The 20,521-nt window shown below is 61.2% G+C and carries 20 protein-coding genes; 8 read left to right on the top strand and 12 right to left on the bottom strand.

Features of this window, described 5'->3' with window-relative positions; all coding sequences use genetic code 11:
* Positions 1–131: 131 nt before the first annotated feature.
* Entirely contained in the window at positions 132–434 is a 303-nt protein-coding gene (locus AC4PR2_RS21355) for a putative quinol monooxygenase (RefSeq protein WP_087762370.1), read from the top strand.
* Positions 435–562: 128 nt separating this feature from the next.
* Here the strand turns inward: AC4PR2_RS21355 and AC4PR2_RS21350 are convergent, their stop codons facing one another.
* The 7 genes from AC4PR2_RS21350 to AC4PR2_RS21320 all read right to left on the bottom strand — a co-directional run bounded on the left by AC4PR2_RS21350 (position 563) and on the right by AC4PR2_RS21320 (position 7,636).
* Complete coding sequence (locus AC4PR2_RS21350; protein WP_169318246.1) at positions 563–1,105, bottom strand: hypothetical protein; 543 nt, start codon at positions 1,103–1,105, stop codon at positions 563–565.
* Complete coding sequence (locus AC4PR2_RS21345) at positions 1,089–1,655, bottom strand: GNAT family N-acetyltransferase (RefSeq protein WP_149572206.1); 567 nt, start codon at positions 1,653–1,655, stop codon at positions 1,089–1,091. Before AC4PR2_RS21345 ends, AC4PR2_RS21350 begins: the two co-directional genes overlap by 17 nt.
* A gap of 122 nt (positions 1,656–1,777) precedes the next feature.
* Positions 1,778–2,497, bottom strand: coding sequence for an enoyl-CoA hydratase/isomerase family protein (locus AC4PR2_RS21340; protein ID WP_060440243.1), 720 nt, complete (start codon positions 2,495–2,497; stop codon positions 1,778–1,780).
* A complete protein-coding gene (locus AC4PR2_RS21335; RefSeq protein ID WP_197801692.1) occupies positions 2,490–3,662 on the bottom strand; it encodes an MFS transporter in 1,173 nt (390 codons plus the stop codon). Before AC4PR2_RS21335 ends, AC4PR2_RS21340 begins: the two co-directional genes overlap by 8 nt.
* On the bottom strand, positions 3,659–4,870 hold the full coding sequence (gene hemA, locus AC4PR2_RS21330; protein ID WP_060440242.1) for a 5-aminolevulinate synthase: 1,212 nt from the start codon (positions 4,868–4,870) through the stop codon (positions 3,659–3,661). The genes AC4PR2_RS21335 and hemA overlap by 4 nt, the downstream gene beginning before the upstream one ends.
* Positions 4,871–4,885: 15 nt before the next feature.
* A complete protein-coding gene (locus AC4PR2_RS21325) occupies positions 4,886–6,097 on the bottom strand; it encodes an acetyl-CoA C-acyltransferase (RefSeq protein ID WP_060440241.1) in 1,212 nt (403 codons plus the stop codon).
* A gap of 9 nt (positions 6,098–6,106) precedes the next feature.
* Positions 6,107–7,636: a 3-hydroxyacyl-CoA dehydrogenase NAD-binding domain-containing protein gene (locus AC4PR2_RS21320; RefSeq protein WP_141958759.1), complete on the bottom strand. Its 1,530-nt coding sequence runs from the start codon at positions 7,634–7,636 to the stop codon at positions 6,107–6,109.
* 333 nt (positions 7,637–7,969) lie between these two features.
* On the opposite strand from AC4PR2_RS21320, the gene AC4PR2_RS21315 reads away from it, so the two are divergent.
* The 3 genes from AC4PR2_RS21315 to AC4PR2_RS21305 all read left to right on the top strand — a co-directional run bounded on the left by AC4PR2_RS21315 (position 7,970) and on the right by AC4PR2_RS21305 (position 10,152).
* Positions 7,970–8,686 carry an autoinducer binding domain-containing protein gene (locus AC4PR2_RS21315; protein ID WP_080490897.1) on the top strand — a complete coding sequence of 239 codons (717 nt, stop codon included), beginning with the start codon at positions 7,970–7,972 and terminating at the stop codon, positions 8,684–8,686.
* A 179-nt stretch (positions 8,687–8,865) separates the two neighbouring features.
* Positions 8,866–9,294: a universal stress protein gene (locus AC4PR2_RS21310; RefSeq protein WP_033642623.1), complete on the top strand. Its 429-nt coding sequence runs from the start codon at positions 8,866–8,868 to the stop codon at positions 9,292–9,294.
* A 177-nt stretch (positions 9,295–9,471) separates the two neighbouring features.
* A complete protein-coding gene (locus tag AC4PR2_RS21305) occupies positions 9,472–10,152 on the top strand; it encodes a hypothetical protein (protein ID WP_149572210.1) in 681 nt (226 codons plus the stop codon).
* 46 nt (positions 10,153–10,198) lie between these two features.
* On the opposite strand, the gene AC4PR2_RS21300 is transcribed toward AC4PR2_RS21305, so the two are convergent.
* The 5 genes from AC4PR2_RS21300 to AC4PR2_RS21280 form a co-directional block, all read right to left on the bottom strand.
* Positions 10,199–11,212 (bottom strand): Ldh family oxidoreductase, encoded by a 1,014-nt coding sequence (locus AC4PR2_RS21300; RefSeq protein WP_431056735.1) that lies wholly within the window; start codon positions 11,210–11,212, stop codon positions 10,199–10,201.
* 19 nt (positions 11,213–11,231) lie between these two features.
* On the bottom strand, positions 11,232–12,797 hold the full coding sequence (locus AC4PR2_RS21295; protein WP_063989483.1) for an APC family permease: 1,566 nt from the start codon (positions 12,795–12,797) through the stop codon (positions 11,232–11,234).
* Positions 12,798–12,841: 44 nt separating this feature from the next.
* Complete coding sequence (locus tag AC4PR2_RS21290; protein ID WP_197801658.1) at positions 12,842–14,458, bottom strand: aldehyde dehydrogenase family protein; 1,617 nt, start codon at positions 14,456–14,458, stop codon at positions 12,842–12,844.
* A gap of 55 nt (positions 14,459–14,513) precedes the next feature.
* Complete coding sequence (locus AC4PR2_RS21285) at positions 14,514–15,434, bottom strand: dihydrodipicolinate synthase family protein (RefSeq protein ID WP_147839480.1); 921 nt, start codon at positions 15,432–15,434, stop codon at positions 14,514–14,516.
* Between the two features lie 209 nt (positions 15,435–15,643).
* Positions 15,644–16,498, bottom strand: a complete 855-nt coding sequence (locus AC4PR2_RS21280; protein ID WP_060419604.1) for an AraC family transcriptional regulator — start codon at positions 16,496–16,498, stop codon at positions 15,644–15,646.
* 389 nt (positions 16,499–16,887) lie between these two features.
* On the opposite strand from AC4PR2_RS21280, the gene AC4PR2_RS21275 reads away from it, so the two are divergent.
* From AC4PR2_RS21275 to AC4PR2_RS21260, 4 genes are read left to right on the top strand one after another with little or no spacing between them, the layout of a single operon-like run.
* Positions 16,888–17,835, top strand: a complete 948-nt coding sequence (locus AC4PR2_RS21275; protein ID WP_197801654.1) for a 4-hydroxyproline epimerase — start codon at positions 16,888–16,890, stop codon at positions 17,833–17,835.
* Positions 17,835–18,959: an FAD-dependent oxidoreductase gene (locus tag AC4PR2_RS21270; RefSeq protein WP_197801652.1), complete on the top strand. Its 1,125-nt coding sequence runs from the start codon at positions 17,835–17,837 to the stop codon at positions 18,957–18,959. Before AC4PR2_RS21275 ends, AC4PR2_RS21270 begins: the two co-directional genes overlap by 1 nt.
* Positions 18,956–19,216 (top strand): (2Fe-2S)-binding protein, encoded by a 261-nt coding sequence (locus AC4PR2_RS21265; protein ID WP_084826452.1) that lies wholly within the window; start codon positions 18,956–18,958, stop codon positions 19,214–19,216. The genes AC4PR2_RS21270 and AC4PR2_RS21265 overlap by 4 nt, the downstream gene beginning before the upstream one ends.
* Positions 19,209–20,477, top strand: coding sequence for an FAD-dependent oxidoreductase (locus AC4PR2_RS21260; RefSeq protein ID WP_337046491.1), 1,269 nt, complete (start codon positions 19,209–19,211; stop codon positions 20,475–20,477). The genes AC4PR2_RS21265 and AC4PR2_RS21260 overlap by 8 nt, the downstream gene beginning before the upstream one ends.
* The last annotated feature ends 44 nt before the right edge of the window (positions 20,478–20,521 follow it).

The raw sequence follows: 20,521 nt of genomic DNA, 5'->3' as shown, positions 1-20,521 counted from the left end.
CGCTTTGATCGAGATCTGTGTGCGCTATCACCGAATTGGCAACCCCGCGATAGGCCTGGAGTAGGGGGCTTTCATCTCGGGAGTGAGGACGATAAGGTGAGGCACGGCAAAACAGAATGCAGGAGCGCAACATGCTGAAGGTCATCGCTGAAGACTTTATCCAGCCGGAACACATTGAAACCGTTATGCCATGGTATCGCGAGCTGGTGGAGAAAACCCGTCAAGAACCGCTGTGCATCAGTTATGAACTGTGCATCGACCAGCAGGACCCCGGGCATTTTATTTTTATCGAAAGCTGGCCGGATCGCGCCGCCCTGGATGTGCATTGCCAGACTGAGCATTTCACCCGGCTGGTACCGCAGATCAACCACTATCAGCGCAAGCCTTGTACCTTCCTGTTTATGCAGGCATTTCCCGAGGTGAACGATGACTAGATGAAAAAAGCCCCGCAGGGGGGCGGGGCTAATGGCTTCTCAATGCATTTTGTAGTGGTTAAAAAATAACCTTATTACTTGAGGCATGCTCTGAGAATGCTCCTAAACGCATTCACTAAATGAATGTATTAGGTGGGGGCTTCGCTGGCGGTTTTGATGGCGTGCAACATACGGCGCCGTATCAACCCGCTCACCAGGCGAATAGTATACCAATAGGGAATAAACCGCCGCCGGCTGGCGTCGTCGGGGCAAAAGATGCGCGTTTCCGTCACCAGACGACAGCGCCCGCCCTCGAGAGGACTCACAACATAGCCCAGCGCGAGTTTGGCGACGCCGGGCTGAGCGAAGGCCAGAAAGCCCGCCCCGTCAGCGACATGCTCCAGACCGTATTCAGCCTGCCAAAATCGGCCGATCAGGCCATAGACCAACGCGTTGTCATCTTGCTCAAGCAGGCAAAAGTTATGCAGGCCAAACGGCGGTGGGCTGGGTTTATCGCGTGGCATCAGCCGTGCGGGCAATTCGCGCAGCGCTATCATGCTGCGGAAAAAGCGATCGTGCTTGGGATCGTAAGCGGCCACGGCCGCCAGTATCCGGGCCGACGGCGCGGCGATGGTGATGGCATGCCGCTCCGAGAACTGGTATTGCCCAAGGTATTTATTCAGCAGCGCCATGCTTTGCATTCTCCCGCCATTCACTTTGCAGCAGAGCGAAACCGAATTCGTCGCCCCACGCGCCTTTAAAAAACACGTTTTGCCGCCAATGGGCCTCGCGCCGAAAACCCAGCTTGCCGAACAGCGCGGCGGCGCCAAGGTTACGCGCGTCCACCACTGCGGTAATGCGGTGCTTCGCCAGCGGCCCGAACAGCAGGGCGATGACGGCGTTCAGCGCCTCGTGCGCCATCCCTTGCCGCTGATGGCTGGGCGCGAAGGTCACGCCCAGTTCAGCCTGGCGCCCCGCATCGAAGAAATGCACCGCGACATCGCCAAGCAACGCGCCGTCATCGCGGCGCTCGACCGCCAGTTGAAACCAGCTGTCGTCACGATTGAACTCGAGCCGCCGCTGCCGTTCGAAAAAGGCCTGCGCGTCGGCGGCGCCGTAGTCGCTCCAGCTTTGGTAGCGCGCCACGTCCGGGTGGCTGCGGTAGGCGGTAAAGTGGGGCAGATCGTCGGCCGTGAACGGGCGCAGGATCAGCCTGGGGGTCAGCAGAGGCAAAGGGCGCATTGTTTTTCCTTATCAGCGCATTAGGGCTACCGGCAGTGTAGCCCAGCGCCGAGAGGTGGGCTGCGTAAAATGAGCTGTGGCGGAAAAGCGGAAATGCCGGTTCAGGCGAACCGGCAGGGGTATTATCGGCGGGCGGCAGCCTGACGCAGGCGCTCGACCGGGCCTTGTTGAAAATCGAATGAGGGAGCTTCCTGCCGTGCCAGCCCCTGGCGCACGATGGCCTTAACCGTTTGGCTGGCGGCAAGATCTTTTCCGGCGATCTGTTCGGCGATGCGCAGTGCTTCTTCCCGGGCCGTTCCCTCGCTGATACGGGAAATGGCGCCGTGTGATAACGCCTCCTGCGCATCGACGATTCTGCCGGTCAGCAGCCAGTCGAGTGCGACATAGGGAGAAACTCGCGCCGGCAAGCGCGCGCACCCGCCTTGTGCGGCGACTAACCCGAGCCCGGTTTCGGGGAAGCTGAAGCGTGCGCCCTGGCCGGCGACGATCAGATCGCAGGCCAGGGCGAGCTCAAAGCCACCTCCGTAAGCGATGCCATCAACGGCGGCGATGATCACCTTGGCGATCTGTGCATGGATCAGCCCGCCAAACCCCTCCGGCGTGACAATGGGCAGTTCACCCTGATGAAAGGCGTTGATATCCATGCCGGCGGAAAATACCGCCGGTTGACCGGCCAGGACGATCGCGCGCACCGAGTCATCGTTATCTGCCTGCCGCAGGTAGGTGCGGATCAGCTCGGCCATCTGCAGGTTGATGGCGTTCTTTTTTTCCGGCCGATTGAGGGTGATGACCGCAACCAGCTCGCCATGGCGCTCATAAAGCACCGGGAGGGCTTCATTCATTGTTGGTCTCTCCCCGGAAAAACAGCAGCGTCAGCAGCAGGGCGATGGCGCCGAGCGGTAGCGAAAACAGCGGCAGGTAATGGGCCGGCAGCGCGTAGAGCGTCAGGCCGCCCAGCATGCCGCCCGCCGCGATGCCGGCGTACAGCACCGAGCTGTTGAGCGACACGGTCAGTGCGCCAAAGCGTTTCGACAGCGACAACAGGTGATGTTGGATCGGCACCAGATACATCCAGCCGGTAATGCCCCAGACCAGGAAGATGGCCAGTACCCACCAGGGGGAAGTGACATAAAAGGCCAGCAGAAACAGGGACAGCGTCTGGAGCGCCACGGAAAACAGCAGCACAAACTTGCTGCCGAGGGCATCGGTTAACGCACCGGAGGCAAAATTGCCGATCACCGCGCCAATGCCGAACACCAGCAGCGCGAGGGGCAGAATCGCCTGCGGGCCGAACTGGGTGTTTTTCAGCAAGACGCTGACGTAGCTATAGACGATGTGTTCCGAGCAAACGGCAAAAAAGGTGATCAGCAGCGTAGTCAGCACCGCCTTTTGCCGCAGCGGGGCGAGCCGCTCTTTCAGCGAATGCTTGCCCGGTGGCGCAATGGCGCACAGCGCCAGCGAAAGGCCCAGCAGCGCAATTGCCCCCAACAGGGCGATGAACAGGAATATTTCACGCCAGCCGATCAGTTTGGCGAGAAAGGTACCGAATGGAATACCGAGCGCAATAGCCAACGTCATGCCCCCATAGACGATGGAAATGGCCAGGCCGCGGCGTTTTTCCGCCACCAGCCCCACTGCGGCGGCGGCGGCCTGCGGCGTGTAACAGGCTGCACCCAATGCGGCCAGCACTCTGCCGAACGCGATCTGCAGGTAGCTGGTGGCCCAGGCGCAGGCCAAATTGCCGGCGATGAACAGCACCAGCGCCAACTGTAGGATATGCTTGCGGTTGACGTTGCCGAGCAGCCAGGCGGTCAGTGGCGCGAACAGCATATAAGCCAGCGCGAATACCGATATCAACTGCCCCGCTTGCGCGGGGCTGACGGCAAAGGTATCGGAAATGTCACTGAGCACGCCGGCGACGATAAAGGCGTCGGTGCCGATGGCGAACGTGCCGGTCGCCATTAGACAGAGCGTGACCAGATGGCCGTTATAATCCGCTAACTTCATCCTGCCCTCCGCAGATCGTTCGCTGCCCAGACCCGTCCCAGCGCCGCCAGGAACGTCTCCACGTCGGCATGGGAGTGCGCCGAGGTTGGTGTTACCCGCAGCCGCTCGCTGCCTGCGGGCACCGTCGGCGCATTGACCGGCTGCACGTAAATATCATGCTCATCGAGCAGTACTTTGCTGATGTGTTTGTTGCGGTGCGGATCGCCGACCCGCAGCGGCAGGATATGGCTGTCGGCCGACACCAGCGGAATGCCGGCGGCGCGCAGGCCGGTTTTCAGGTGATCGACGATCGCCAGCAGGTGCTTGCGCTGGGTGTCATGCTCGAGGTTGTATTTAAAACTGGCTAGCGCGGCGGCCACCACCGGTGCCGGTGACGAGGTGCTGAAGACGAATGCCGGGGCCCAGCTGCGCACCGCCTCCACCACCGAGCGGGGGGCGGCGATATAGCCGCCCGCCGCACCGTAAGACTTGCCGAAACCGCCCTGAATAATGGTGATTTTATCCAGCAGGCCCAGCTGTTCGGCGTAGCCCAGCCCTCGTTCGCCATAGACGCCGGCGGAGTGGATCTCGTCGAGATAGGTCAGCGCCTGATACTGTTCCGCCAGCGCCACGATCTGTGCCAAGGGAGCGAAGTCACCGTCCATGGAATACAGCGACTCGAAGGCGATCAGCTTTGGCCGCGCCGGATCGGCGGCCTGCAGCAGCTCGGCGAGGTGTGCCACATCGTTGTGGCGGAAGATCTTTTTCTCCGCCTTGCTGTAGCGGATACCGTAAATCATCGAGGCGTGATTCAGCTCGTCGGAGAATACGATCAGATCGGGAATGGCGTCGCACAGGGTGGACAAGGTGGCGTCGTTGGCGCCGAAACCGGTAGTGAACAGCAGAGCCGATTCTTTGCCGTAAGCGCTGGCCAGCAGCGTTTCCAGCTCGCTGTGGTAGACCGAGGTGCCGGAAATGCTGCGGGCGCCGCAGGTGCCCAACCCGACCCGGTTAACCGCTTCGGTGGTGGCCAGCAGCACTTTGGGGTGGTGGCTCATCGCCAGATAGTCGTTCGAGCACCAGACGTTGAGACGGCGCTCACCTTGGTGTCCGTGGCTGGTGGCCCAGGGTTTGTCCTGTACGCCGCGTTCAAGGTTGAGGAACTCGCGAAAACGCCCCTGTTTTTTGGTTTCCGCCAGCTTTTCTTCAAGAATGTTCAGTACGCTCATAGCATATTCCTTGTGTTAAACGGCTTTAAGGTTTAGTGACAGACCCTGGCCGACGCCGACGCACATCGTCACCAATGCGTTGCTCGCCTGTCGGTCGCGTAATTCCAGCGCCGCCGACAGCACCAGGCGCGCACCGGACATCCCCAACGGATGACCGAGCGCGATGGCGCCGCCGTTCGGGTTAACCCGCGCGTCGTTGGCGTCGATACGCCAGTGTTTCAGCGCCGCTAGGACCTGTGAGGCGAACGCTTCGTTAATCTCGATGATGTCGAAGTCGTTCAAGGTGAACCCGCCGCGCTGCAGTAAGCGCTCGGTGGAGGCGATCGGCCCCAGCCCCATCAGAGCAGGTTCAACCCCGGCGGCCGTGCTGTCGCCGATCTCCGCCAGAGGTTGCCACCCCTGACGCTTCACGTAGCGCCCGGAAGCCAGCAGCAGCACGGCGGCGCCGTCGTTGATGCCGGAAGCGTTGCCTGCCGTGACTGTACCGCCGGCGGAGAACGCCGGTTTCAGCGTCTGCAACTGTTGCAGCGTGCTGAGCCGGGGAAACTCGTCCTGCGCGAATATGCGGGTCGTTTTACGATCCGCCGGCACGTCTACGGGCGTGATTTCCCGTGCCAGCCGGCCGCTGTCGATCGCCCGGCGAGCCTTTTGCTGCGAGGCCAGCGCGAACAGATCCTGTTCCTCGCGTGAGATATGCTGCCGTTGAGCCACGTTTTCTGCCGTGATGCCGAGCGGATCGCTGCCGTAGCGCTCCGCCAGCCGCGGATTAACAAAGCGCCATCCCAGCGTGGTGTCGTACAGCTTTACCCCCTTATCGAACGGCGTTTCGCTCTTGCTCAGCACATAGGGCGCGCGGCTCATGCTTTCCACGCCGCCGGCCAGAATCAGTTCGCTAAGGCCGCTGCGGATTTTTGCCGCGGCGTAGATCACGGCATCCAACCCGGAGGCGCAAAGGCGGTTGAGGGTGATGGCCGGCACCGACGGATCCAGTCCGGCAAGCAGCGCCGCCATGCGGGCGACATTGCGGTTGTCCTCGCCGGCCTGGTTGGCGCAGCCCAGAACCACTTCGTCCAGGCTCGTTTCCGCCGCCGGATGGCGCTGCAGCAGACTGCGAATGATCGTTGCCGCCATGTCGTCGGGGCGGGTATGCGCCAGGCTGCCACCATAGGTGCCGATCGCCGTGCGCGTGCCGTCGATCAGATAAACGCCGTCATCTTGAATGCTCATCATTAATCCTTAAGGCGTGGTCGTCAGCGCCGGTTGCGCGGCGTGCAGAAGGGTGTAATGCGGCGCATAGCGCGCCGCGTGCAGCAACTGCGCCAGGTTGCTCAGCGTCGTCCTGACGTTTTTCTCCCCCAGGCTATCGAGCCAGCCGAAAATGCCGTCGGCGTAGTTAACGCCGGCGACGGCGGCGACATCGATGTCTTCCCGGCTGCAGACGCCGCTTTCCACCATGATCACCGACTCGTTGATTAGGCTGCTGAGGACGCGGGCGACGATCAAGGCCGGGGAATCCTTGATAAATTCAACCTGCGGGATTGCCGTGTGCAGCAGGCGTAAGAACAGCGCTTTATTGGCCCCAGAGGCGTGGCGGCTGTGCGCTGCCACCAGATACGCCGTGTCGGCGTAATTCAGGGCAACATCGACCACAAAGGCATCCGCCGCCGTCTGCTCGGCCAGCTGGTTTGCCGTGCGGCCATCGGTGATGCTGATGGTGAAAGCGTCATTGATCCGGACGGCCGGCCCCAGGCCCGGTAATGCCGGCCGTTGTTCCACGCGCAGCCGTGGCCACTGAAGCGCGGCCCGCTGTTGTAACAGGGTAAAAAAAGGGTGTTCGCCGTAAACGTGCAGCGTCTCAATGTCTGCATCGGTGGCGGCCATCACCGGCGGGGCGTTTTCTTCGACGGCAAAATAGGAGCGGCCGTTCTTTTTTCCCAATAGACCGGCATCGACCAGCGAACGCTGCAGGTGGCCGGGGGTATAGCGCGCGTCGTATTGCATGTCCTGCCAGATTTGCCGACTGACCTGATAGTTGATGTCCTGGCCGATAAAATCGGTCAGTTCGAGTGGCCCCATACGAAAGTGCCCACCGGCCTTGAGGGCACGGTCGATCTGCGGCGCGCGCGCCACGTGTTCTTCCAATAGGCGGAACCCTTCCAGGTAGTAGGGGCGGGCCATGCGGTTGACGATAAACCCCGGCGTGGCCTGGCAGACGACGTCACGTTTCCCCAACGCGGCCACCAGCTGGCGGCAACGCTCCGTGGTGGCGTATGCAGTACAGTAGGCCGGGATGATTTCAATCAGCTTCATCAGCGGCGCAGGGTTGAAAAAGTGCAAACCGATAAACCGCTCGCTGTGCGTCACCGCCGTTGCCAGCTTGTTAAGCGACAGTGAGGAGGTATTGGTGGCGATCAGCGTGTCGGGCTTGACTGCAGCGGCGATGGTCGCCAGCACCTCAAGTTTGGTTTGCTCTTGCTCGGCGATGGTTTCTATCACCAGCTCGCTGTCGGCAATGGTCTCAAATACCGAGGTGAACACCAGATTGGCCAACACCGCGCCTTTATCCTGCAGCGCGATCTTGCCCTGTTCGACTTTCTTGTTCAGGTCTAGCTCGATATAGTCGCGAGCCTGACTGAGGGTATTGCCGTTGCGATTATAAAGCACCGTGCGAATGCCTTTTTGCGCGAAAAGATAAGCGATGCCTCTGCCCATCGTTCCCGCGCCGATAATCGCAGCCGACTGAATTGCCGCATTACTTTCTGCCATAGAAAATCCCCGTCACTGTATGCCATGCGAAATTCGCAAATGCTTATTATCTCTTTGGATTTACGGCGGCACTGGGTGCCTGTCTGGAAAGTAATTGGCGGTGTCCCGGCTGTCTAACGGTAGAAATGACAGGTTTACGTGCCGAGGAGATTATGCTATTCGCGCAGTTTTCCAATTCGGTGCAATAAAGGCTTATTTTAAAGGGAATAGCTGTTTTCGTTATAGCGTTGGTATTTTTTATTATATGAAACGGCTACTGGCGCCGGGCGACGATATTCTATAGTGAGTCTGACCTATCGATAAATCGGCATCGCTATCTGGAGAACCTGCGTTATGGATACCCGCACTCAACGGCTCATGGCGGAGGTGATTGGCAGCCTGGCCGATCGCGAATGCTTTCTTACGCAGCTGGAGCCCTGCGCCGAGGCGCTGGGGTTTGATTATTTCTCCTACATCGTGTTTTCCTGTTATCCGGCCAGCCGCCCCAAGATGCTGATCGAAGGGAATTTTTCAGCGAACTATCTCGAGGATTATCGGCGGCAGCGGGTGTATTTGCAGGATCCGGTTATTGAGCGCGCTCACCATTCCACGCTGCAGTTCCAGTGGGACGAAAGCTTTTATCACGAGCGGCCGACGCTTTGGCGGCATATGGCGCAATTCGGCCTGTGCGCCGGCTGGTCGCAGTCGGTTAAGGATTGTTATGGCCGGCTGGGGATCCTGACGTTTGCCGGTAAAGCGCTACCCGAGCAAACGCCGCAAGCGCGCGCAGTAAATGAAACTTTTTTCCTTTGGCTGGCGCAAACCGCCCATAAAACGCTGCGTGAAGCCTTGATCTCGGTGAACGACGACGCGATAAAAGATGTGCTGACGCTGCGCGAAAAAGACATCTTACGCTGGTGCAGCGAAGGGAAAACGGCGGAAGAGATCGCGCTGTTGATGGGGGTGAGCGAGCGCACGGTCAATTTCCATATCGGCAACTCGATTAAAAAACTTTCTGTCGCTAATAAGACCGCCGCCACCGCCAAAGCGGTTTATTTGCAGCTGATTTAATCTCGAGTGCTAAATAATTAAGCGCCTATCCGTTATCGGTGTGATGTTTATATTTTGTTAAATTAAGAACTATCCTTATCAGTATTTACCCCCGATCACAAAAGCGTGATAAAGCGATTCACCGCGCCCGTGCGCGGCAGTATTCTGTAGGCACCCGGTTTACATAGAAAGGACGTGATATGTACAAGACTATTTTGGTGCCGATCGATATTGAAGAGGACCTGTTGACCGAACATGCGCTGAAGCATGTGGAATACTTGGCGAAGATGTCTGGCGCTAAAGTGCATTTCTTCCATGCGCTGCCGGATGCCTCGGCTTTTGTGACTGCCTATTCGTTCGGCCTCAAGGAATTTGAGAATCAGGCGGAAGTGAAGGCGGTCGAGAAGCTGAAGAAAATCATGTCGGAAATCGATCTGCCGTTGGATCGCCTTAATTACACCGTCAGCTTCGGCTCTGCGCGCGATCAGGCGCTGGAGCTGGCGGAAGAGATCGACGCCGATCTGATCATCATCGGTTCGCGCCGCCCGAGCGTGAAAACCTATCTGCTGGGGTCTAACGCTGCCGCTATCGTTCGCCATGCCAATATTTCGGTGATGGTCGTCAGATAATCCGTTTTAAGCCCACCGTTTTCGGGCGCGTTCTGCGTTTGCCGGTCGGCTGCAGAGCGTGCCTGGCGTTTTATTGCCATCTCAGCCTGAGCTGCTACGATTTTAGCTGACGTTTTTATGCCAACCGGGCCACCGGCCTTGCGCATATTCTTCATCTCAGCCAGAAGAGGGGCAGCTATGCCATTAGAAGTCGATGGGATCATCAGAGGCGATCGGGGCAGTGAACCGAGCCGTTGGCAACACGCGTCAACCAAACCGCTTATCACGCTGACCTGGCATCACACCATTCCCTGGAACTGTTTGCGTAATGTCTGGAATGGTCTGGTCGCGGGGCAGCATTGGGACGCGCTGGACGAGTTTATGAACCTGATCGGTGTGCCAAACCGCGCCGAGGTGCTCAAACAGATCAAGAATAAAAACCTGCAGGATCGCGATGGATTACACACTTTGGTGACCTGGCAAGGATGGAATATCGTCGAGGGGCCGGGTAATGAATATCGTGCGCAGGGAGACGATCCCGGTGAAAATTTCGACGGTTGGTCGGGTAAGGGGATGAGCACTAACCAGCAGGCGACGCAGCAGCAGGTCAACGTGTTGTACCGGGTGATGGAGCCGTTGGGTAACCGGGCGCTGGACGCCGCCAGACAGGCGCCGCCCATTACCGCTGAGGAAGCGGGCATTTTGCAACGGACGATTAAACAGACCCGCCCAACGTTGCGAGGAAAGGAACCGATCCGGTGGCAAGAAGACATGTGGCATCAGGTGCAGCCGGGTAAAGAGGCGAAACACTTCGCCCGCTGGGATACCAAACCGGTATGGCGCAAGCGCCTGCACAGCGACCTGGCTCAGGCAGGGTAAACCTCGCCCCGCGCCGGATTGCCGGCGCGAGGGAATCAATCCGGCGCTAATCGCACAGCGCCACGATTTCGTCATATAGCGCCCTGGGGATCTCCACGCCGTCTTGTTCGCTCTGCCTCCGCTGCCGATAACGGCGTTCGCTGGGGATGCGTGCGCCTTGCGCCTGCATATCAGCAAACATCGCCTCTGCGCTGGCGAAATATTTCGCCTTATCCGCACCGAGAAAACGTTCAGGATCCAACGCGATGATCAGCTCACCGCCGTAAGGCGACGAACCGGTGCCGTCGTCGTAGGCCAGCGATTCCTTGCTGGTCATATCGCCGATCAGCGGCCCGGCCAACAATTCAACCATCGCCGCCAGCGCCGAGCCCTTATGTCCGCCGAAGGTCAGCATTGCGCCCTCCAACACGCTGGCGGCATCGGTGGACGGATTGCCTGCCTTATCAATGCCCCAGCCTTCAGGCAGCGGGGTGCCTGCGCGGCGATGCAATTCGATTTCGCCGCGCGCCGTCGCGCTGGTGGCCATGTCGAACAAAAACGGCGGCCGATCCGGGCGCGGCCAGCCGAAGGCGATGGGGTTGGTGCCGAACAGCGGGCGCGAACCGCCGGCCGGCGTCACCCAGGCGTGGCTGGGCGTGCAGGCCAAGGCCACCAACCCCTGCTCGGTCAGTGGTTCGATGTCGGCCCACAGCGCGGAGAAGTGCACGCAGCGGTTGATCGCCAACGCGGCGATACCGTTGGTGCGCACCTTATCGATAAAGGCCGGCAGAGCGGTGCGGTAGGCCAGCAGAGAAAACGCGCCGCCGGCATCGGCGCGCAAGATAGCCGGCGCCTGGTCGAACAGCCTGGGTATCGCATCGGCAGAAACCTTGCCTGCCTGCAGCGATCGCACGCAGCCCAAGAGCCGGTACAACCCGTGCGAAGCGCAGCCGTCGCGTTCACCCTGGGTGACATTTTGCGCTACCGCCTCGGCATGCGCCTGATTGAAACCGTTGCTGCGCAGTGCGCGCAACGCCAGTTGATAAGCCTGTTCCAGCGACAGAACGTGCATGGATGTCATTTTGATGTCCTCCCTGGGTTCATTCTTCTTCATCGCCGATAAAATTGGCCTGGGGTAAACAGGTATAGGCGCCCCAGTAGTAAACCGCCAGCGCAATCACCGCCATGGTAAGGGTGTCCCACGGGTGGGCAATGGCGCCGATTCCGCCGAAGCTGCTGAGGTAGGAGAGTGCGATCACCAGCGCATAGAAGACGATCAGCCACAGCGAGGACCAAATTTGCTGCCGGAGGCTAACGGCGTGGGTCGGCACCTGATTTTTGAACAGGATGTAGATGAAGAACATCAGGATCTGCAAACCGAGCAGCCAGGAGACGGTATCCCAGCCGGACCAGAAGACGATCAGCGCCGAAATGATAAACGACAACGGGCCGAGCACGCAGAAAGCGCGCACCCGGAACGGACGCGGCATATCGGGCGCATTGCGCCGCAGCCCGGCGGCGGTGACCGGGGCGATGGCGTAGCTCAGCACCAGCGCGGCGGACACCACGCCGATCAGCTTTTCCCACGACGGGAACGGCAGCGTCCAGAATACCGAGAGAGCGAAGGTCAGCCACAGCGCCGGGCGGGGAATGCCGGACTCGCCATCTACCCGGGTGAACAGTTTGAAGAAGGTGCCGGCGCGCGCCCAACCGTAGATCACGCGAGGCGTGGCGTTCATATAGATGTTGCCGGTGCCGCTCGGTGAAACGATCGCGTCGCTGACCACCAGAAATGCCAGCCATCCCATGCCCAGCGTGATGGCGATATCGCGGAACGGCAGGGAGAACTGTTGGCTGATACCGGCCCAGCCGCCGCTCAGCATCTCGCTGGGGATACTGCCGAGAAACGCTATCTGCAGCAGCACATAGATGATGGTGGACAGCACCACCGACAGGATCAGCGCGATGGGAATGGTGCGCTGCGGCCTTTGCACCTCGCTGGCGACCGAAATGATCGGCGTCAGGCCGAGGTAGGCGAAGATGATGCCGCCGGCGGAAATGGCGGCCTCAACCCCGGCGGAACCGAAGGGAGCAAAGCCCTGGCTGTGCAGGTTTTCCGGTTTGAAAAAGCTGAACAACACCACGATCACCAGCAGCGGCACCAGAAATTTCAGCACGCTGATCAGGTTATTGGATTTGGCGAAGGTTTTGACGCTGTAGTAGTTGAGCGCGAAGAAAAAGCACAGCAGCGCCAGCTGCACCAGCCAGCCGATCGGCGTAGGGTCGCCGGAACCCGGCTGGCTGAGGAACGGGAACCAAGCGGCGGCGTATTGCCGGGCGGCGACGACTTCGATGGCGATCAGGCTGGAGAAGGCGATCAGCGTGATAAACCCCAGCAGATAACCCATCAGCTCGCCGTGCGAGAACACCGGATAGCGAATGATGCCGCCGGCGCGCGGCAGGGCGGCGCCCAGTTCGCAGTAGACGATGCCGAGCAGCAGCACCGCCAGGCCGCCGATCAGCCAGGAATAGATGCCGGCCGGGCCGGCGATGGAGGAGACATGGCTGGCGGCGAACAGCCAACCGGAGCCGAAGATGGCGCCCAGACCGATGAACGTCAGATCGGTGAGCGTAAGCTGCTTCTTGAATTTGCCTTGGGTTGTCATGGTATTACCCTTTTGTTATTGAGTGGCAGGCAGATGCGGCCGGGCTAATTTTGGGCAGGTGAAACCAGGGGATCTCGGGTGAAAACGCCGTTCACCAGCCGCAGCAGGTTGAGCGGGTTGGCGTCCTGCAACGGTGGCGGCAACAGCGCCGCTGGCGTGTTTTGCAAACAGACCGGCCGCAGGAAACGTTCGATGGCCAACGTGCCTACCGAGGTGCCGCGTGCGTCGCTGGTCGCCGGATAGGGGCCGCCGTGCACCATGGCGTCGCACACTTCTACCCCAGTCGGATACCCGTTGAACAGCACCCGGCCGGCTTTGCGTGCCAACAGTGTCGTCAGCCCGGCGGCCATATCGAGATCGCCGTCATCCGCCAGCAGCGTGGCGGCCAACTGACCTTGCAATGCTGCCAGCGCTGCGTGCAGCTGTATTTCGCTATCTACAGCGACCAGGATGCTGGCCGGGCCGAAGACCTCCTGTTGCAGCAGCGGATCGGCCTGCAGCAGCAGTGTCTCCTCCGCTTGATACAGCTGTGCCGTCGCCCGATGAGGGGGCGTTTCGCTGCGGCCCGCCAGACGGCGCATACCCGGGTGCGCATCGAGGGCCGCCAGCCCCTGACGGTAGTGCTCCAGCGTGCCGGTATTCAGCATCGGTTGCGGCTCGGCGGTGTTGACCAAGGCGCTCATCGTTTCGACCAGCCGATCGAAGGCGGCGCCACGCAGCGCGACGATCACGCCGGGCTTGGTGCAGAACTGACCGCAACCGAGCGTAAAGGAAGAGACCAGTTCCTGCGCGATGTGCTGCCCGCGCCGCGCCAGCGCCTGTGGCAGGATCACGACCGGGTTGATGCTCGACATTTCGGCGAAGACCGGGATGGGTTGAGGGCGTTGCGTCGCCAGATCGAAGAGCGCTCGACCGCCTTGCAGTGAGCCGGTGAATCCCACGGCCTGAATCGCCGGATGTTGTACCAGGTCGGCTCCCACGCGGTTGCCGAAGATCATGTTGAAGACGCCGGCAGGCATCCCCGTGCGTTTCCGGGCGCGCTCGATCGCCTGAGCGGTCAGCTCGGCGGTGATCATATGGCCGCTGTGCGCCTTGAACACGACCGGGCAGCCGGCGGCGAGCGCGGCGGCGGTATCGCCACCCGCGGTGGAGAACGCCAGCGGGAAGTTGCTGGCGCCGAATACCGCTACCGGGCCGAGCGCCGTGCGGTATTGACGTAGATCGGGGCGCGGCAGGGGGGAGCGCTGCGGCAGCGCGCAGTCGATGCGCACGCCCTCGACGTCGCCGCGCCGCAGCAGCGTAGCGAACAGCCGCATCTGGCCGCTGGTTCTGGCGCGTTCGCCGCTCAACCGTGCCGGCGGCAAGGCCGTTTCCTGCATGGCGAAGGCGAAGAAAGCCTCATCCAACGCGTCTAACTCCTCGGCAATGGCGTCGAGAAAGTTCGCGCGTTGTTCCGCGCTGAGCTGCGAATAGGGTGCAAAGGCTGCGGCGGCAGCTTCTGCGGCGGCGGCGGTTTCTGCCGCCGTGGCCTGGTGGAAGCGGTAGCCGGTCGGCTCACCGTCGTCGGCGCGCAGGCTGAGCAGCGTTGCTTCTCCTGTGGCGCAGCGCTGGCCGCCGATAAATTGTTGGCCGCTGATGGCGGCATAGCGATCGTTGGGCATCGGTTCCCCCCGGTAGAGAAAGCATGACGCCCGGCATGGCCGGGCGATGAAGGCGTTACAGGCCGACGTTCGGCAGCGCAGGGCGAGTGGCCAGCGCTTTATCGATCACGGCGTTGATCTCGGTGAGTGTCTCGCCCTGCAGCGGCAGGCGCGGCGGACGAGTGACGGCGCTGCCGCGACCGACCCGCTGTTCGCAGAGTTTGATGCACTGCACCAGATCGGGGCGGGCATCGAGGTGCAGCAGTGGCATAAACCAGCTGTACAGCGCCAAGGCTTCCTCATAGCGTTTTTCCTTCGCCAGCCGGAACAGCGTTTCTCCTTCGCGCGGGAAGGCATTGGACATGCCGGAGATCCAACCTTGCGCACCAACGGCGAGGCTTTCCAGCACCACATCGTCCAACCCGGCAAACAGCACGAAGCGATCGCCGACTTCGTTGCGCAGATCGATAAAGCGGCGGGTGTCGCCCGAAGAGTCTTTGAAGCACACGATATTTTCGCAGTCGACCAGCGAGGTCAGGATGTCGGGCGTGACGTCATTTTTGTAAATGGGAGGATTGTTGTAGACCATGATCGGCAGATCGGTCGCGCCGGCGACGCTGCGGAAGTGCGCGGCAGTTTCGTGCGGCTTGGCGGAGTAGACCAGCGCCGGCATCACCATAATCCCGTCGACGCCGGCCTTTTGCGCTTCACGCGCCATGTTCTGCGCGAAGGCGGTGGTGAACTCGGCGATGCCGGCGATCACCGGAACTTTACCGTCGGCGGCGTCTCTTGCCACTTCGATCACCGCCAGCTTCTCTTGCACCGTCATCGAGGTGTTTTCACCGACGGTGCCGCACACCACCAGGCCGGAGACGCCGTCGCGCACCAGGTTTTTAATCACCGTATGAGTGGCATCGAGGTCCAGAGAGAAATCGTTGCGGAACTGGGTCGTCACCGCCGGGAATACGCCGCTCCAGCTTATGGCTTTATGGCTCATCGTGTTTGTCCTGTCGTCCGAAAGTGTTAATGAAAAGTGAATCTTTGGTAAGGCTCACCGACAGATTGACCGGTATTGCGCGGAGAGGCTTGACGCTTTTCGCCGATTGCCGCGACGAAATTGGCACAATGGCGCCGAATAGCGGGCGTGAAAAAACCGGGCGCCGGTGCACCGTGAAAAGAGGGGGGTTAACCAGATAAATCAGCGCATTAAGCGGAAAGCGTCAGGCGGAAATCGCGCGGCGTAGAGCCGGTCATCGCTTTGAATTGACGGCTGAAGGCGCTGTGATCGGTGTAGCCGCAGAGCAGCGCGATGTCGGTGATCGGCAGATCGCCGGCCAGCAGTTCCGTGGCCTTTTCTAACCGTACTTTGTGGATCATCTGGCGCGGGGTGAGGTGGAAGATACGTTTGCAGTAGCGTTCGATCTGCGCCACCGACAAGCCGGTCAGCGCCGTCAGCTCCTCAAGCGCGATCGGCCGTGCGTAGTGGCGGCGGATGTGTACATCGATAGCCGCCAGCCGTTGGTAGGCCGGGTGATGGGCCCTGGCCTCCTGCAGATCGTGAGAAATACCCGCCATACCGATGATTTTTCCCTGCGCGTCGTACAACGCCAGCTTTTGCGTCAGGCACCAGCCGGTTTCGCGGCCGTTGTACAGGTGCATTTCCAGCTGATCCTGGATCAGCACGCCGTGGCGCAATACCCGCAGATCCTGCTCGGTGTAGCCGGATCCGAGCTGGGCGGGAAAAACGTCGGCGGAGGTCTTGCCCAGCAACGGCGTGACGGTTTTGAAACCGCAGCGCCTGGCCAGCGTCAGGTTGGCCAGCAGGTAGCGGGCCTGGGCGTCTTTGATAAAGAACACCACGTTAGGGATCGCGTTCAGCAGCGGCGCGATCAGCGCCAGCGTATTCAGCAGATCGCGCAGGTTGTTCGGGCGCTGCTGCGCCAGGCCGTCGCACAGGCGCGACAGATGTTCGACGGCGAAAACGTCCTCTTGCTCCGGCAGCCCCACGAGCGAAGGCGGAGAGAGAGAAACCGGAGGCTGATAGTCTGAAGTGAATCGCATAGCTGTCCCTTTTCGGTCGTTAGCCGGAAAAACAGGCGGCTCGGGTTGATGTCTTCGCATCAATATTAACTTTTCTTTAACGAATCAAGCGCTATTTCCGGCCGCCTGCCAAATATGCGGATTGCCGCATACTTTTGCCGCGCGGTGCGTGGCGGTTGCTTGAAAACTGCGGCGCTTCTCGCCACGGGGAGGTTTAGCATGAAAGTAAAGTTATGATAAATAAGTTATTGTTATGGTTTTCGTTAAGGGCGTGCCCGTGACGCGTCAGGCCTGACTTTTGTCACTGTGCTGATTTCTTCATTTGCCGCGCCGAAACGCATCAAGCCGTAATGGCCACATTCGTTCAGGCTAACGCCATTGGTAACATCTCATTAACCCAGGAGACGCCGATGGCACTTTCTGCGCATATCACTGCTTTGCGGGCGATCGATTCTCATACCGGCGGAGAGCCGACCCGCCTGATCATGGAAGGCTTTCCCGATCTTGGCGAGGGCAGCATGGCGGAACGGCGGGCGCGTTTCGCGCAACATTATGACGATTGGCGCTGTGCGGTGATGCTCGAGCCGCGCGGTAACGACGTGTTGGTGGGGGCGTTGCTGTGCCGCCCCTGTTCGCCACAGGCCACCGCCGGCGTGATCTTCTTTAACAACAGCGGCTACCTGGGCATGTGCGGGCACGGCACCATCGGGCTGATCGCTTCGCTGGCGCACCTGGGGCGCATCCACGCCGGGCGTCACCTGATAGAGACCCCGGTCGGCCCGGTAAACGCCACGCTGCACGAGGACGGCAGCGTCACGGTGGAGAACGTGGCGGCTTATCGTTACCGCCGCCAGGTGCGGCTTGAGGTGGCGGGTTACGGGCCGGTGACGGGTGACATCGCCTGGGGCGGCAACTGGTTCTTCCTGATCGGCGAGTCGCCGTTGCCCATCGATAAACAAAATCTGGAGGCGTTGACCGCGTTCACCTGGGCGGTGCGGCAGACGTTGGAGCAGGCGGGTATCTGCGGTGAAGACGGCGGAGCGATAGACCATATCGAACTGTTCGGTGACGATCCGCAGGCCGACAGCCGCAGCTTCGTGCTGTGCCCCGGAAAAGCCTACGATCGCTCCCCATGCGGCACCGGCACCAGTGCCAAACTGGCGTGTCTGGCGGCAGACGGCAAGCTGCCGCCGGACACGCAGTGGCGGCAGGCCAGCGTGATCGGCAGCGAATTTCAGGCCTACTATCGCCGGAATGGCGATCGCATTACCCCCTTTATTCGTGGGCAGGCCTATGTGTGCGCCGATAGCCAACTGCTGCTCGACGAACGCGATCCCTTTGTCTGGGGAATACGCTGATGGGCGTCGGGCGGAAAGCCGATGTCATCGTGATCGGCGCCGGCATCATCGGTGCCGCCTGCGCCTGGTGGCTGGCGCGGGAAGGGTATCGCGTCTCGGTGGTGGACGATCGCCGCGCCGGCGCTACGGCCGCCGGCATGGGGCATCTGGTGTGCATGGACGACAACCCGGCCGAGCTGGCGTTGAGCGCTTATTCGCTGCGGTTATGGCGTGAAGTGACGGGGCGCATGCCGCAAGCGTGTGCCTGGCGCGGCTGCGGAACGCTATGGCTGGCGGATAAAGCGGATGAAATGGCCATCGCCGAGCAAAAGCGGGCGCGGCTGGCGGAGCAGGGCGTAGGCGCTGAATTGCTGACGGCGGAGCAGATCGCCGCCATGGAGCCGATGCTGCGGCACGGCCTGGCCGGTGGGCTGCGGGTGCCGGGCGACGGCATTCTGTATGCGCCGCTCGCGGCTCGCTGGCTGTTGGCCGACGGTGGCGCGGCGATCGACGTGGTGCATGGCGAAGCAGCAGCGCTGGAAGAGGGGGCTGTGCGGCTGGCGGACGGCAGGCGCCTGGCTGCGCCGACGGTGGTCCTGGCCTGCGGCCTTAGGGCCAATAGCCTATTGCCGCAGACTTTGCTGCACGCCAAGAAGGGCCATCTGGCGATCACCGATCGCTATCCGCCGCGGGTGCGGCATCAGTTGGTGGAGTTGGGATACGGTGCCAGCGCGCATGCCAGCGGCGGCACATCGGTGGCATTCAATGTGCAGGCACGGCCCACCGGGCAATGGCTGATCGGTTCTTCCCGCCAGTTCGATGCCGTCGATTCGGCGTTGGACATGCCAGTGCTGGCGGCGATGCTCACGCGTGCGCAGCATTTCTTGCCCGCGCTGGCGCAGATGAACATCATTCGCTGCTGGACCGGGCTGCGCGCCGCCTCTGTCGACGGGCTGCCGCTGCTGGGCGTGCATCCGCGGCATTCCTGGCTGTGGCTGGCGTTGGGGCACGAGGGATTGGGCGTCACGACTGCCCTCGGCAGCGCCGCGCTGATTACTGCTCAGATCGGCCGGCAAACGCCGGAGATTGACGATACCCCGTATTTGGCGGCACGGGCGTTTGCTGCCGAGGAGCTGCCGGTATGAATGAAGGACAAAACACGCTTACGTTGAGCATCGATGGCGATCCCTGCCGGGTGCCGGTTGGCATTAGCGTTGCTGCGGCACTCAGCCTGTGTGGCGACGATCGTTGTCGGTTGTCTATTTCTCACCAACCGCGCCCCCCCTTTTGCGGCATGGGCGTTTGCCAGGAGTGCCGGGTGACCATTAATGGTCTGCGTCGTCTGGCGTGCCAGACGCTGTGCCAAGCCGGTATGCGCATTGAGAGGAGCGATGATGAGTAGCTTCGACTGTGAGGTGCTGATCGTCGGTGCCGGGCCGGCCGGCATGGCGGCGGCGCTGGCCGCAGCGGAAAGTGGTGGCCAGGTGCGAATGATTGATGATAATCCGCATCCCGGCGGGCAAATCTGGCGTGATGGGCCGCAGGTGGCTTTGCCTGAAACGGCGAACCGCTATCGGCAGGCGGTGGCGACGAAGGAAAATATTGCGCTGCAGTCCGGCTGCAAGCTGGTGGCGCAGTGTGGCGCTAACCGATTGGCCTATGAAGATGCCGAAGGCTGCGGCGTGATTCGCTATCAGAAGCTGATTTTATGCAATGGCGCGCGTGAACTGTTGTTGCCGTTTCCCGGTTGGACGCTGCCGGGGGTGACCGGCGCCGGTGGTCTACAGGCGCAAATCAAGCAGGGGCTGGCGATCCGTGGTGAGCGAGTGGCGATCGCTGGCAGTGGTCCGCTGTTGCTGGCGGTAGCGAACAGCGTGAAACAGGCCGGCGGCGAGGTAGTGCTGGTGGCGGAACAGGCGCCGCTTTGGCGGTTGGCGGCGTTCGCCGGCGGGCTGTGGCGCTGGCCGGCCAAACTGCGTCAGGCGTTTTCCCTGATGCCGCGTCGTTACCTTGCCGGCAGCCGGGTACTGGCGGCGTTGGGGCAGGAACGTTTAACCTCGGTGCACGTCAATAACGGCGGGCGGGAGAGAACGATCGCCTGCGACAGGTTGGCCTGCGGTTTTGGCCTGGTGGCGAATATTGAGTTGGCGATGCTGCTGGGGTGTCGGATAGAACACGACGCCGTAGCGGTGGATCATTGGCAGCAAACCAGCCTGGCGCATATTTTTGCTGCCGGGGAGTGTAGCGGCATCGGCGGCAGTGAATTGGCACTCGCTGAAGGCGCTATCGCCGGTTATGCTGCCACTGGGCAGCGGGAAAAGGCAGAGCGCCTGGCGGCGCAGCGGCGGCAGTGGCGACGTTTCGCCACGGCGGTGGCAAGCACCTTTGCACTTGATGATCGCTTGAATTCGCTGGCCAAACCGCAAACGATACTGTGTCGCTGCGAAGACGTCACGCTGGAACAGGTGAGCCATCAGCCAGATTGGAACACGGCCAAGCTGAGCAGCCGTTGTGGCATGGGGGCTTGCCAGGGCAAAGTCTGTGCGACGGCGGCGAGGCAGCTTTTGGGCTGGCCTTTACCGCCACCGCGTGTGCCTTTAACGCCGGTCAGAGCGGAAACGCTGGTTGCTCTGGGAGGGCATTGCAGCGACGACGCCAATTGATGGCGCATCGCTGCGGTGACGTTTCAGTCCAATCCTACGTCGCT

Source organism: Serratia sp. A07 (assembly GCF_058725505.1).
Note: the sequence above shows the minus strand (reverse complement) of the source record. Positions and strands in the feature narration are given on the sequence as shown.